This window comes from Luteimonas abyssi (assembly GCF_001482195.1).
GTDB lineage: Bacteria > Pseudomonadota > Gammaproteobacteria > Xanthomonadales > Xanthomonadaceae > Luteimonas > Luteimonas abyssi.
The window spans coordinates 3,431,153-3,444,179 of sequence record NZ_KQ759763.1; the positions used below are offsets into that span (position 1 = coordinate 3,431,153).

Sequence of the window (13,027 nt, forward strand, 5' to 3'; positions counted from 1 at the left end):
AAGCCGTCCACGCTCACCCTGCCCCGGCTCGGGCGCGCGCCAGCCATGGCGCGCTCGACGCGACACCCGGCCGACCGAGCCCGCCATCGGCTGGCCGCCTGACACCGCGTCGAAACGGCCGGCTGGGGACGACGCGCCCGCATGGCATGAATGAACCGCCGGACGCGTGCGGCCGCGCGACGGACCGCCGCTCAGGAAGACGCGTCACCGCCCACCAGTCCGGCCTCGTCCAGCGCACGACCCAGGGCCTCGAAGGCCTGCTCGGCCTCGGCGATGTCGTCGTAATCTTCCGCACATGCGGCGACGATCACGGCGCCGTCCGCGCCGCGATCCGCATCGATCACGCCCACATTGCATGCGCGCGCGAACTGGGTACCGGTCTTCTGGGCGAAATCCGCGCCACGCGGCAGGCCGGCCTGGATGCGCCGGTCGCCGGTGGAGATCGACCGCATGTGCCCGAGCACGATCGCCGTGCTCTCCGGCGACAGCAGGTCTCCCGTCACCAGCCGCTCGAGCAGCACGGCGAACGCTTCCAGGGTGGCCGCGTTGCGGCCGGTGTCGTAGTAGCGGGCGAAGACCTCGTCGAGGTTGTCCGCGTCCAGGTCCGTGCGCGAGACGCCCAGGCGTTCGGCCAGGGCCACCAGCCGCGGTTCGCCGACGTCGGCATTGCGCAGCGCGAGGATGTCGCGATTGGACAGATCGGCCACACCGGCATGGGCGGTGCCGTAGGCGTCGTATCGGACCTGCAGGATCGTGGTCATCGGCCCGAAGCCGGTGCCCGCCCACGCGCGGACCCGCGCATTGAGATGATCTTCGCCGACCAGGCGGATCAACATGTCGGTGGCGGTGCTGTCGCTGTCGACCAGCGATTTCTCCAGCAGTTCGGCCACGGTGAACCGGTCGCCGGGATCGTGCTGGAGCATGTCGCCGGCGCCGTCGACGAAGTCGGTTTCGGCGAGCGTGAGCGACTGCTCCAGCGACAGCCGCCCGGCATCCACCTCTTCCAGGACCGCGATCGCCACCGGCACCTTGATCGTCGACGACAGGTACCACGCCCGATCGTCGCCGCGATCGAGGCTGCCTGCCCCGTCGACCGGCGGACCGGCGCCGAGGCGACGCACGTAGACGCCGAAGTCGCCGGGCATCGCATCGTCGATCGCACGGGCGGCCGCATCCAGTGTCGCCACCCAGCCGGGCGCGCCCGGATCCTCCGGTGCGTGCACCTCGGCCGCGGGGCCGGTGTCGGGTACCGAAGGTCGGCAGGCGGCGAGCATCAGGCAGGCGAGCGCCAGGGGCAGGGCCTTCGCGGCCAACGTCACGCGCGTGGTCATGGCGAACTCCGGTCGGGTGTGGATGCCTTCAAGACGCCCGACGCGGCCACGGCGGCACCGACGTCGCGCAGCGCGCGCTCGCCGGCGGCCGTGGGCGCCCCGCGCGCGCACGCCGCGACCACGACCTGCTCGTTCGCGCCGGCCACGCGCACGGTGACGATGCCGAGGTCGCACACACGGCGGTACTGGGTGCCGGTCTTGTGCGCGAAGCGGGCGCCGGCCGGCAACGCGGCCTTGATGCGGCGGTCGCCCGTGCGGACGCGGGTCATGACATCGAGCAGGTAGCGGGTCTGCTCGGTACCCAGCGCGCGCCCTTCGGCCAGCGCCTCCAGCATGCGCGCGTAGTCGCGCAGCGATGCCGCGTTGACGTTGGTGGCGTAGTACGCCTCGAAGGCGCTGTCGAGATCGTGCAGCAGCAGATTCTCGGGCGCGAGGTGCAGCAGTTCGGCCAGGCGCCGCACGCGCTGCGGCCCCGCCGGCGCGCGTTGCAGCGCCAGCAGATCCTGCGAGGTGAGGTCCGCCGCGTGCGGGTGGAAACCGGCGTAGGCCAGCCGTCGCACGTCGGCGAGCGTGGTGATGGTCAGGCCCGCATCGTGCAGCAGCGCGCGCGCCAGAACATTGACCTCGTCCTCGCCGACGGTGCGGATGAGCACGTCGGTGGCGGTGTTGTCGCTGTAGACGATCATCTGTTCGAGCAGATACGACACCCGCAGGCGCGTCCCGGCCGGCCAGCTGTTGGTCTGCCCCGCCCCGTCGACGAAATCGGTCTCGCGCAGACGCACCCGGGTCTCGAGACTCAGATCGCCCGCCTCGACCCGCTGCAGCACGGCGATCGCCACCACGACCTTGATGCCGGAGGCCAGGTACCACGGTTCGTCGGCATGGAACGAGAACGCTTCACCGCTGCCCAGGTGCTGCACGAACACGCCGATGTCGCCGGCGAAGCGCCGATCCGCGGCCTCCAGCCGCTCGCGCAGCGGCGCCGCCCACGACGGCTCTCCGGCGGGTGCCGGCGGCGGTTGCGGCGGCAGTGCAGCAGCGGCGGCGCCCACGCCGGTCACGACCAGCAGCAGGCTCGACAGCAGGGAACGCAACATCCGATTCATCGGGTCAGCCTAGGACGGACGCGCCATCGCGCGCTGAATCCGCTGCAACAGCCACACCCAGGCGGCAGTGGCGAGGATCAGCACGGCGGTCAGCCCGAGCGCGTATTGGTACGACACCGACAGGTGGTAATCGAGCACGTCGCGGAACAGCACGAAGATCACCACGATGTGGAACACGAACGCCATCAGCGCATTGCTGCCGATCACGGTCACCGGTCGCAGCGCCCGCGCGATGGCCTCGCCACCGGCGATGGCCAGGCCCAGCAGGACCAGCGCACCGCCGACGCTGTAGAGCATGAACGGCAGATCCGGCGGGTGCTTGCCGATGTTGCGCGCGATCTCACGCACCTGTTCGCCCAGTCCGTCGCCGGTCAACACGGCCAGACACGCGAGCGCGGCCAGTCCGACGCCCACCAGCGCGGCCGCGAGCCCGAAGCGCGTCGCGGGCCGGTGATACGCACGCAACAGCAGGCCGCCGATCAACAGCCCGAGGAGCACCAGCGGGCCGCGGGCCAGTTGGCCCCAGGTGTAGTAGTCCTCGTGCTCGACGACCAGCGCCTGCAGCTGCGGGATGCCCCAGAAGTCGAAGTTCAGCAGCAGCCACCACGACGCCAGCCCCATCAGCACCGGGCTGGCCCAGCGCAACAGCATCGGCATGCGCGCCCACAGCGGCAGGAAGAACGGCACCCACAGCAGGGCGATGGCATAGAAGCCGAGGATCTCGACGAACGAGGGGAAATCCCGGTAAAGCAGCGTGTCGACGATGTCCTGGCGCTCGTTGAGCTGGTACATCTCGACGACGGTGAGCACCTTGTACCAGAACAGCACCCACAGCCCGCGCAGCAGCATCTTGTTGCGTCGCTGCGGCCAGTCGTCCTGGCCGGTCTTGGGCACGAAGGCCACCGCCAGCGCCACGCCGAACACGATCACGAACAGCGACGACGAGAACTTGGTCAACGCGTGGACCGGAACCTGGCCCCAGTCCGGGAAATCCGAGAACGGCATCAGCGCATTGACGCCGTGGCTGAGGATCATCAACGTCACCGCCAGACCGCGGGCGAAATCGATCGCTTCGATGCGTCCGCCGCTCGCGGGCACGGCGGCGGACGCGGACGCGGCAGCCGTGCGGTGTCGAGTGGCGGCGTCGTCAGCCGGACGCGCGCCGGCTTGGAGGTCGGTGGAGGCGTTCATGGGCAGAGGTTGTTCGCGGAGGCGTGCAGCGCGATGGCCTGCGTGCTCCGCAGCGGCGTGGCGGCGGCAGTCCAGTGTTGCGATGCCGCGAAGAAAATGGCGTGAATCCGCAAAGGCGCGGTCATTCCATCCATGTACGAGAGGCCTGTTCCAGACGCCCATGACGCGAGGGGACGCCAGCGGTGAGTCCCCGTCGATTCGAGGCGGGCTCACGCAGGAATGGTCGACGTTCGCGAGAAAACACGGCAGCGGAATCTGCGCCACGTCGACGTGATCGGAAATTCTGATCGCGGCCGGGTCTGCGGACACAGCGAAGGATGGTGAGGCGAACCCAGTCGCAACGAACAAAGGGTGAGTGAAGGCTCATGCGAAGCCACCGGCGGCAGCGACGCACGTTGACGGATGTAGCGCTTCGTTTCCTGTCATCGCGACCTGACAGACCCCGCCGTGGCCGGCAGTCCCTTGCCGCGAATGTCCCCCGGACGCCGCCATGCGGCGGCGCCCTCCTCCTTGATTTGGCGCAACGGCCAGCCGGCCACGACGGGGATCGGCTTACGGTTCGTGCGCGCCGTCGTCTTCGCGTCGCTCGTTGCATGCGTTACGAACGACGGTGGATCTCGCCGACTCGAGGCAGACACGCCCGATCACCACGTCAGACCGACATCGACCGGCGTCTTACGTTCCACGGCGCCGGACTGCGTCTGCACATTGCTTGCTCGATCGGCCGCCCCATATCGGCCGCCCCATCCTGCATCCCACGAAGTAAAAGGTCGCAGATCGAAAACGCGGATGGGATCGCAGTTGTGGGTGCAGGCGCTAGCGCGGCCAGGGCTGCAGCCCACACCTTCCGCAAGCCGAGCCCCACCGGGACCGGCGGCCTTCTCGGCGAAATCAAGGAGGAGGGCGCCGCCGCATGGCGGCGTCCGGGGGACATTCGCGCGAGGAGGCCGCCGGTTCCGGCGGGGCCCACCAGGTCGCCGCGTTACGAAGCCTGCCAGATCGCTGCGTTGCAAAGCGAAGGGTGACGCCATGATCCCTTCGCAGCCGATAGCCCGCGCTGGCAGCAGAGCCAATAAAAAGCCCCGCAGGCAGGGGGGGCCGGCGGGGCTCGGGTGGAACGCGGGCTCGGGGAGAAGCCATATGCGTTCCGGGGATCACTCCAGGGGAAGGGAGAGATCGACGACGGACGTTGCATCCGTCGGGGCCTATATGACCACTGGGCACATTGATGGTTCGTGAAGATTCCAATGCGCACGCCGGCTGGATTCAGCCTGTGTTTACCACGGTTGAAAACGATTTCCGGGCAAGGTCTGGAATGGTGATTCCAGGAGGACGGAGCATCCCATCACGGTTCTCAATGCGCCTCGTCCCAGTTGCCGCCGATGCCGGCATCGACCACCAGCGGCACCGCCAGATCGGCCGCCCCGGTCATGCGCTCGCGCACCCCGGCCAGCAGCCCGTCGACATCGGCCGCGGCGACCTCGAACACGAGCTCGTCGTGCACCTGCAGGATCATCTTGGCCTCGGGCAGCGCCTCCGCCAGCCACGCATCGATGGCGATCATCGCGCGCTTGATGATGTCCGCCGCGGTGCCCTGCATCGGCGCGTTGATCGCCGCGCGCTCGGCGCCGGCGCGCAAACCCGCGTTGCGGGCGCTGATGTTGTCCAGATACAACCGCCGACCGAACACCGTTTCCACGTAGCCCTGCTCGCGCGCCTGCTCGCGGGTGCGCTCCATGTAGTCGCGCACGCCCGGATAGCGCGAGAAATACAGCGCGATGTAGTCCTGCGCTTCGCCGCGTGCGATGCCGAGGTTGCGCGCCAGGCCGAACGCGCCCATGCCGTACATCAGGCCGAAGTTGATCGCCTTGGCCGCACGGCGTTCGTTGGCGGTGACCGCGTCGAGCGCGCGGCCGAACACCTCGGCGGCGGTGGCGCGGTGGATGTCGGCGCCCGACGCGAACGCCTCGAGCAGCCCCTTGTCCTGCGACAGGTGGGCCATGATCCGCAATTCGATCTGCGAATAGTCGCAGGCCACCAGCTTGCGACCGGCAGGCGCCACGAAGGCGCGGCGGATGCGGCGACCGTCGTCGGTGCGGATCGGGATGTTCTGCAGGTTGGGGTCGCTCGAGGCCAGCCGCCCGGTGGCGGCACCGGCCTGGTGGTAGCTGGTGTGCACCCGGCCCGTCTCCGGGTTGATCATCTCCGGCAGCTTGTCGGTATAGGTGCTGCGCAGCTTGGCCAGCCCGCGGTACTCCAGGATCACCCGCGGCAATTCGTGCTGATCGGCGATGGCTTCCAGCGCCTCTTCGTTCGTCGACGGCTGGCCCTTGGGCGTCTTCACCAGGGCGGGCAGGCCGAGCTCGTCGAACAACAGCGCCTGCAGTTGCTTCGGCGAATCCAGGTTGAAGGTCCGTCCAGCGAGCTCGGTGGCCTTCTGCTGCGCCGCCAGCATGCGCCGCGACAGGTCGGCGCTCTGCCGGCGCAGTTCGTCGGCGTCGATCATCACGCCGTTGGCTTCCACCCGTGCCAGCACAGGCACCAGCGGAATCTCGATGTCGCGGTAGACACGTTCGAGCACTGGCTCCGCCGCCAGCTGCGCGCCGAGCACGCGGTGCAGGCGAAGGGTGATGTCGGCGTCCTCGGCGGCATAGCGGGTCGCGTCGTCGAGCGCCACGTGCGAGAACCGGATGCGCTTGGCGCCCTTGCCGGTGACGTCGTCGTACTTCACCGTCTCCATGCCCAGATAGCGCCTGGCCAGCGAATCCATGTCGTGGCGGCTGGCGGTGGCGTTGTACACGAAGCTTTCAAGCATGGTGTCGTCGGCGTAACCGGCCACGTCCACCCCGTGCCGGCGCAACACGTGCAGGTCGTACTTGCCGTGCTGGCCCAGCTTGCGACGCGCCGGATCGGTCAGCGCAGGGCGCAGCGCGTCGAGCACCGCAGCCATCTCCAACTGCGCGGGCGCGCCCGGGTAATCGTGGGCCAGCGGGATGTAGCAGGCCTTGCCGGGCTCGACGCTGAGGCTGATGCCGACCAGCCGTGCCTGCAGCGCATCGAGCGAGTCGGTCTCGACATCGAACGCGAACTCGTCGGCCGCCGTCAGCGCCTCCGCCCACGCCGCCAGCCGCTCGGGCGTGACGACCGTTTCGTACTCACCGGCCTCCGACAATGCGGGATCCGCCGGTGCCGCCGCAGGCGTGCCGTTGCCGCTGCGTGCGAACCCGGCTTCGGTCGCACGCAGGCTGAGCGGGCCATCCTCGGCCACCGCGGGCGCGGCGCTACCGCCCTCCAGCTCGCGCAGGGCCTGGGTGAAGCCGTAGCGGGTGTAGAGATCGCGCAGGCCATCGGTATCGCGCGCGCGCAGCGGCAGATCGCGCGGGCCGCGTTCCATCGGGACGTCGGTGCGGATGGTGACCAGCGTCCGGTTGAGCGGCAGGCGATCGAGCGCGGCCCGCAGGTTGTCGCCGATCTTGCCCTTGATGTTGACGGCGTTGGCGATCACGCCGTCCAGCGATTCGTACTCGCCCAGCCATTTGGCGGCGGTCTTCGGGCCGCACTTCTCGACGCCCGGCACGTTGTCCACGGTGTCGCCCATCAACGCCAGCAGGTCGACGATCTGGTCCGGCCGCACGCCGAACTTCTCGCGCACCGCATCCTCGCTGTCGAGGCGACTGCCGCTCATGGTGTTGACCAGGGCGATGCGCGGTTGCACCAGCTGGGCGAAATCCTTGTCGCTGGTGGAAATGGTGACGTCCACGCCGTCGCTGGCTGCAGCGATGGCGAGGGTGCCGATCACGTCGTCGGCCTCCACCCCGTCGATGCGCAGGATCGGCATACCCAGCGCCTCGACGATGTCGCACATCGGGTGCAGTTGCGCGCGCAGCTCGTCGGGCATCGGCGGGCGGTTGGCCTTGTAGTCCGGATAAAGGTCGTCGCGGAAGGTTTTGCCCGGCGCGTCGACCACGAAAGCGACGTACTCCGGCTGCTCCTTGAGCGTGGCGCGCAGCATGTTGACCACCCCGAACAGCGCGCCGGTGGGCTCGCCGGCGGGATTGGTGAGCGGGGGCAGCGCGTGGAACGCGCGATAGAGGTACGACGAACCGTCGATGAGGACTAGGCGTGGCATGGCGGGAGTCTACCGGAGCCTCCCGGAACGGCGGGGGCGGTCGGTCGCACAGCCGCTCCGCGGCGTACGCCCTTCCCGGCTGACGTTGCGCGGCCGGGCCGCACTCACGGCACCGTCCTGTCCCGGACGCGCATAATGACCGCCATTCCGCCGTGGAGTCCGCGATGAACGCCCGCCTGCCCACCGCTCCCCTGTTGCTGTCGCTCGCGCTCTCCGTCCTGCTGGCCGCCTGCGCCACCGGCGGCGGCACCGGGCACGACGAGGCCTTCCTCTCCGGTGCGGAGGAAACCACGCGTACCGAACGCAACGGCGACGTGATCACCGAGTTCCGCATCGCCGGCCAGTTGCGCGCGGTGCGCGTGCAGCCTTCTCGCGGTCCGGTCTACTACCTTTACGACCGCGATGGCGACGGCAACATCGACGCCCGCGGCCAGGACAACGCCCCGCAGACCTATTTCCGGCTCTTCGAGTGGGAATGAGTCGCCCGGCGCCCTCCGCTGCCACCCCTTCTCCCGCCCGCGGGAGAAGGTGCCCCGAAGGGGCGGATGAGGGGTTCTCCGGCTCTCCACATCCTCGGCCATCGTCTCGCACCGATCCATGACAGCACTCAACATCGCGCTCGTCGGCTACGGCTTCGTCGGCCGTGTCTTCCACGCGCCGCTGATCCGCCACACACCCGGCCTGCACCTGTACACCGTGGTGTCGTCGGATGCCGCCAAGGTGCACGCGGATTTCCCCGATGCGCGCGTACTCGCCGATCCCACCCGGGCCTTCGCCGATCCCGCGATCGACCTGGTCGTGCTGGCGACGCCCAACGACACCCACGCCCCGCTCGCCATCGCCGCCCTGCGCGCGGGTCGTCACGTGGTGGTCGACAAGCCCTTCGCCCCCACGCTGGCCGAGGCGGAGGGCATCGTGGCCGCCGCCCGCGCGGCGGGACGCCTGGTCAGCGTGTTCCACAACCGGCGCTGGGACACCGAATTCCTCACCCTGCGCAAGGCGATCGACGACGGGGCGCTCGGCGATGTCGTCGAGTTGCAATCGTGTTTCGACCGCTTCCGCCCGCAGGTGCCGGACCGCTGGCGCGAACGGCCCGGCGCCGGCAGCGGCCTGTGGCTCGACCTCGGTCCGCACCTGGTGGACCAGGCGCTGCAGCTGTTCGGCATGCCCGACACGGTGCAGGCCGACATCGCCGTGTTCCGCGACGGCGCGCAGGTCGACGACTGGTTCCAGGTAAGCCTGCAATGGCCGCGCAGGCGCGTGCTGCTGCACGCATCCACCCTCGCCGCCGATCACCGGCTGCGCTTTCTCGCCCATGGCACCCGGGCCAGCTTCGTCAAGCACGGCCTCGACCCGCAGGAAGATCGTCTGCGCGCCGGCATGGTGCCCGGCGCGCCGGGCTGGCACCACGATCCGCGCCCCGGCAGCCTGGTGCACGCCGACAGCGATGGTGTGCACCACACCCCGATCGCCAGCGTGGCCGGCGATTACCGTACCTACTACGCCGGGGTGCGCGACGCGATCCTGGGCCGGGGGCCGCTGCCGGTCACGCCGGAGGAGGCGCTCGACGTGATGCGGGTGCTGGAGGCGGCCCGCGACAGCACGCGGCTGGGCCGGAGTCGGTCCGTCGACGGGGCCGCGCGTACCATCTGACTCAGAGCCGCTCAGCGACCCGCGCGACTTCCTGCTCGTTGCCGGCCAGGATCAGCCCGTCGCACCCAAGCACACCGCAACAGTCGGCTTCCTCGATCGACTCGTCCTGGTCCACGCCGCCCTCGGGGGTGAACGCGTCCTCGTCGCGCGGGCTCGTCGGATGCGGGTTGGCGGATCCTACAACGCGCTCGAGATCGACCGGGTGCGCGTCGTCGTCGAACCACACCTCGCCGCCGCGCGCGATGAGGTCCAGATGCAGGTGGCAGCTGTAGCCGGCGACGGCCGGATCCTGGTTGTGTTGCCCGAAGCCCAGATGCACGCCCGGGCGGCGTTCGTTGATGTGCGAGTTGAGCGCGATGCCCTCATCGACACCGATATTCGTGCCGAAACCCAGTTCGCCCACGTAACAGACGCAGTGCTTCCGGAAGCACTCGTCCAGGAAGGTCCGGATCTCCGGATCCTCGCAAGCCCAGCGCACCGCACGCCCGTTCTCGATCCAGACCGTCACCGCACGGTCGTGCAGGCGCGCGTCGCGCCGGGTGATCAGGTTCACGTTGAAGGCGAAATCCGCGACCAGGACGCCGTCGATCGCGGCAGGGAACGTCGCGATCTCGCCGGCGGGCAGCACGACGACCCCGCCCTCGCGCGCGCTGCCGCGGTTGCTGACCCAGCGGTACTTGCGACTGTCGAGCCGGACCCGGAGGTCGGTCCCGCCGCGCGTGGTGATCCGCAGGCGCTCGGCACCGAAGCAGCGTTCGAGCAGGGCGGTATTGAGAGAGGCGAGATGGGCCGGGGCCACCTGCAGGGCCTTGGAGAACAGCTCTGCACTGGCATTGATCGCCCGGAAGATGCGCCGTCGCTCGGCAGGGAACGACGCGAGCGCCGCGGTGACCGCGCTATGGTGCGACAGGGTGTCGCGCTCCAGGGAGATCACCACGATGTCACCGGCGATCTCGTCCGGCGCCGGCACCGCCGCCTGCAGGCGGTCGGGGAAACCCTCGTCGTGCAGCGGGTTCAGCCACACCCGCCGGTGCGCTACCGCGCGCAGTTCCAGCGCAGTGGACACCCATGCCACGGGCTCGGCGCTGTCGGTCGCATAGAGCAACACCACGAAATCGTCCGGCCCGACCTGTGCGTACTCGTCCAACAGCAGTTGGACTCCTGTCCACGTCTTCGCGTCCATTGCTTGCTCCGCTACGGAGTGATCCGGGGGCGTGTCGCCCGACGTTCGCCAAGGAGCCCGGCCGCAACGGCCGGGCTCCGATCCCTGGGCTACTTGGCGGCGGTGTCCCAGGTGATCCTCCAGGGCGCGGCGCTGCCGACGTCCCCTTCCACCATGACCGGCGACGCGGCGTGATGGCTCTGCGCTTCCTGAACGACCTGCTGGGTGTTGCGTTCCAGCAACTGCTGCACGGCTTCTGACAACTCGAGCATGATCTCTCTCCTTAGAGAATTGACTTCGGTTGTTGCCTGCGGGCGCCTCGCAGACATTTGCATCAACCTTGAACGAAGGGGGCCTGTCAACGTCTTTCGTACGCAATCTGAAGCACGGTCACATAAAAGGCCCGAAGCCCCTGCGGGCCGACGTCAGCCCCAAGTAGGCCTCCGGCAGGAATCAGCCGCGCGACACCGTGCGGCGGTCTGGAAAACCTCCGACCGTGCGCCGCCCCGGCGCCGGATGCGGACGGTTCCGGCAAGTCTTGGGGCGGGCGCCGGTCAGTCGCCCGCCCCAAGCCTCGCACCGCGCAGCTGCGGCCGTCCGTCGACGACATCGGTCCACACCACGTGGGCGATGCCGGCGCTGACCACCATCTTCGGGAAGCCGGTGCCGCGGCCGGTGCCCTGCAGGGTGGCGATCTCGGTGCGTTCGAGTTCGCGCGACAGGTCCGCGGTGTAGCGCGCCAGCATCAGGGTCTGCTCGCCGTCGGCCTCGCGCAGCCAGATCACCCGGGCCTGTTGCGCATCGAGCGCGACCGCGACGCGGCCCTGCACCTCGGCCCCTCGATCCAATACCACCGGTTCGCCGAACCGGTCGCCGCTGTCGTCGCTGCGCGCCAGGCGCACCTGGGGCGTGCCGTCGGGCGCGGTGTACCAGGCCACCACGACGCCCTCGCCATCGGCCGCGATCGACGGGCCGTTGACCGGGCAGGCCGGCATCACCCAGTCGTCGGCATGCACCCGCCGCGGCGCGGTCCAGACGTTGCCGTCCAGACGGGCGACCAGGATGTCGCGCACCTCGTCCATGCTGCGACCGCGGTACACCACCAGCGGGCCCTTGGCGGTGATCGCCACATCGGTCTGGCAGCAGTCGCACACGCGGGTATCGAGAGTGGATTCGAGCACCGGCTGCAGGCCGCCGTCGATCAACGCCGCGCGCAACGACATCGCACCGGCCGGCGGCGCGCCCGCGCCGTGGCCGGCGTCGTGGCCGGCATGGTCGCCGCGTGCAGCGGGATCGCCATCGCCGGCGGTGGCGCGTCCGTCCAGCCAGGCGATGCCGAGCAGGTTGTCGGTCTGCGGCCACATGGCGACGAAGCCGTGTTCGGTCTGGGTGCCGTCGTCATGGACGACGACCGGTGCGGTCCAGTTGGCGCCACCGTCGCGCGAACGCGCCAGGGCGACGTCGTAGGCGTAGGGCGCGTTGCCATTGCGCTGCAGCCAGTGCGCCCAGACCGCACCGTCCGGCATGGCGAGGATGTGCGGCGTGTCGGCCCAGTTCACGAACATCCGGTTGCCCAGGGCGATGGTTTTCGGCGCCACGTCCCAGCGTGCGTCGCCGGGCCACCAGTTGGAGAATCGGAACTGGTGGCGGCGACCGGGCTGCGAATCGATCCACGACAGCATCACCCGGCCATCCGGCCCGAGCGCGAGATCGGGCGACTGCGTGCCCTCGGCGGCCGGCAGCAGCCAGGGCTCGATTCGCGTGGGCGCTTCGAGCGCCGCGGCGTCGACGGGCTGCAGGTCCGGCGCACCGCGGCTGCAGGCCGCGAGCAGCGCCAGGGTCATCAGCGCCGCGGCGGCGGGAAGGGAGCGTGCACGCATGACGGGGTCCGGATGCCAGGAACACCGCAGTGTAGCCATCGCCCCGTGCAGGCGCCCGCCACGGGCGGTGTCGTAGGCTGCGTCCGATTGCCGCACCGGAGGCCGGCCCTGGACGTCATCGTCGCGAGTTTCACCGATCCACTGGAAGCGCAGATCGCGCTGGGCCGGCTGCAGGCCGAGGGCATCCGGGCGCATCTGGACGACGGCCACACCACCATCGCCAACTGGGAGTGGCGGCTGGCGATCGGCGGAGCCAAGCTGCGGGTGCCCGCCGCGCAGGCGGACGAGGCGCGATCAGTGCTCGCGGCGCTGGATGCCGGCGAATACGCGCTCGACGCGGACGAGGATCACCCAACACGCCCACCTCACCGCGAAAGCCTGTCCAGCCGGATCGCCTGGGCCGCGCTGATGCTCTTCAACCTGCCGCTGCCCTGGCGGCGGAAAGCCCGCGACGACGCCGATCGGGCCGGCGACCCCTGAGCCCTGCCCGGGTGGCGTGTGCTGCGCGCGCCCTGTCAACGGGTTCCGCCGGCCGGGTCCGGTTGCCACAATCCGTCTCCCCGGGCGATGTCCGT

At 69.8% G+C, this 13,027-nt stretch carries 10 protein-coding genes; 3 read left to right on the forward strand and 7 right to left on the reverse strand.

Going from position 1 to position 13,027, the window contains the following annotated elements:
- Nucleotides 1-191: 191 nt before the first annotated feature.
- The 4 genes from RG19_RS14790 to polA form a co-directional block, all read right to left on the reverse strand.
- A complete protein-coding gene (locus RG19_RS14790; RefSeq protein WP_058835941.1) occupies nt 192-1,331 on the reverse strand; it encodes a serine hydrolase in 1,140 nt (379 codons plus the stop codon).
- Entirely contained in the window at nt 1,328-2,428 is a 1,101-nt protein-coding gene (locus RG19_RS14795) for a serine hydrolase (protein ID WP_058836653.1), read from the reverse strand. Before RG19_RS14795 ends, RG19_RS14790 begins: the two co-directional genes overlap by 4 nt.
- An 18-nt stretch (nt 2,429-2,446) precedes the next feature.
- Nucleotides 2,447-3,628, reverse strand: a complete 1,182-nt coding sequence (locus RG19_RS14800; protein WP_082672703.1) for an acyltransferase family protein — start codon at nt 3,626-3,628, stop codon at nt 2,447-2,449.
- Nucleotides 3,629-4,982: 1,354 nt separating this feature from the next.
- On the reverse strand, nt 4,983-7,757 hold the full coding sequence (polA, locus tag RG19_RS14805; protein ID WP_058835942.1) for a DNA polymerase I: 2,775 nt from the start codon (nt 7,755-7,757) through the stop codon (nt 4,983-4,985).
- Between the two features lie 164 nt (nt 7,758-7,921).
- Here polA and RG19_RS14810 point away from each other — a divergent pair, with 164 nt between their 5' ends.
- The gene (locus RG19_RS14810; RefSeq protein WP_058835943.1) at nt 7,922-8,236 is read left to right on the forward strand and encodes a DUF2782 domain-containing protein; all 315 of its coding nucleotides are present in this window, start codon (nt 7,922-7,924) and stop codon (nt 8,234-8,236) included.
- Nucleotides 8,237-8,354: 118 nt separating this feature from the next.
- Nucleotides 8,355-9,410, forward strand: coding sequence for an oxidoreductase (locus tag RG19_RS14815; protein ID WP_058835944.1), 1,056 nt, complete (start codon nt 8,355-8,357; stop codon nt 9,408-9,410).
- A gap of 1 nt (nt 9,411) precedes the next feature.
- Here RG19_RS14815 and RG19_RS14820 read toward each other — a convergent pair whose 3' ends face one another.
- From RG19_RS14820 to RG19_RS14825, 3 genes are all read right to left on the reverse strand, one after another.
- Complete coding sequence (locus tag RG19_RS14820; protein WP_058835945.1) at nt 9,412-10,593, reverse strand: M29 family metallopeptidase; 1,182 nt, start codon at nt 10,591-10,593, stop codon at nt 9,412-9,414.
- 89 nt (nt 10,594-10,682) lie between these two features.
- Nucleotides 10,683-10,844, reverse strand: a complete 162-nt coding sequence (locus RG19_RS17710) for a hypothetical protein (protein WP_157515285.1) — start codon at nt 10,842-10,844, stop codon at nt 10,683-10,685.
- 282 nt (nt 10,845-11,126) lie between these two features.
- Nucleotides 11,127-12,452 (reverse strand): sialidase family protein, encoded by a 1,326-nt coding sequence (locus RG19_RS14825; protein ID WP_058835946.1) that lies wholly within the window; start codon nt 12,450-12,452, stop codon nt 11,127-11,129.
- Nucleotides 12,453-12,497: 45 nt separating this feature from the next.
- Between RG19_RS14825 and RG19_RS14830 the strand changes: the two genes are divergently transcribed.
- On the forward strand, nt 12,498-12,932 hold the full coding sequence (locus RG19_RS14830; RefSeq protein ID WP_157515286.1) for a putative signal transducing protein: 435 nt from the start codon (nt 12,498-12,500) through the stop codon (nt 12,930-12,932).
- The last annotated feature ends 95 nt before the right edge of the window (nt 12,933-13,027 follow it).

Coding starts and splice junctions, on each gene's coding strand:
- RG19_RS14810 (WP_058835943.1), top strand. CDS start 7,922: ATGAACGCCCGCCTGCCCACCGCTCCCCTGTTGCTGTCGCTCGCGCTC.
- RG19_RS14825 (WP_058835946.1), bottom strand. CDS start 12,452: ATGCGTGCACGCTCCCTTCCCGCCGCCGCGGCGCTGATGACCCTGGCG.
- RG19_RS14815 (WP_058835944.1), top strand. CDS start 8,355: ATGACAGCACTCAACATCGCGCTCGTCGGCTACGGCTTCGTCGGCCGT.
- RG19_RS14795 (WP_058836653.1), bottom strand. CDS start 2,428: ATGTTGCGTTCCCTGCTGTCGAGCCTGCTGCTGGTCGTGACCGGCGTG.
- RG19_RS14820 (WP_058835945.1), bottom strand. CDS start 10,593: ATGGACGCGAAGACGTGGACAGGAGTCCAACTGCTGTTGGACGAGTAC.
- RG19_RS14790 (WP_058835941.1), bottom strand. CDS start 1,331: ATGACCACGCGCGTGACGTTGGCCGCGAAGGCCCTGCCCCTGGCGCTC.
- RG19_RS14800 (WP_082672703.1), bottom strand. CDS start 3,628: ATGAACGCCTCCACCGACCTCCAAGCCGGCGCGCGTCCGGCTGACGAC.
- RG19_RS17710 (WP_157515285.1), bottom strand. CDS start 10,844: ATGCTCGAGTTGTCAGAAGCCGTGCAGCAGTTGCTGGAACGCAACACC.
- polA (WP_058835942.1), bottom strand. CDS start 7,757: ATGCCACGCCTAGTCCTCATCGACGGTTCGTCGTACCTCTATCGCGCG.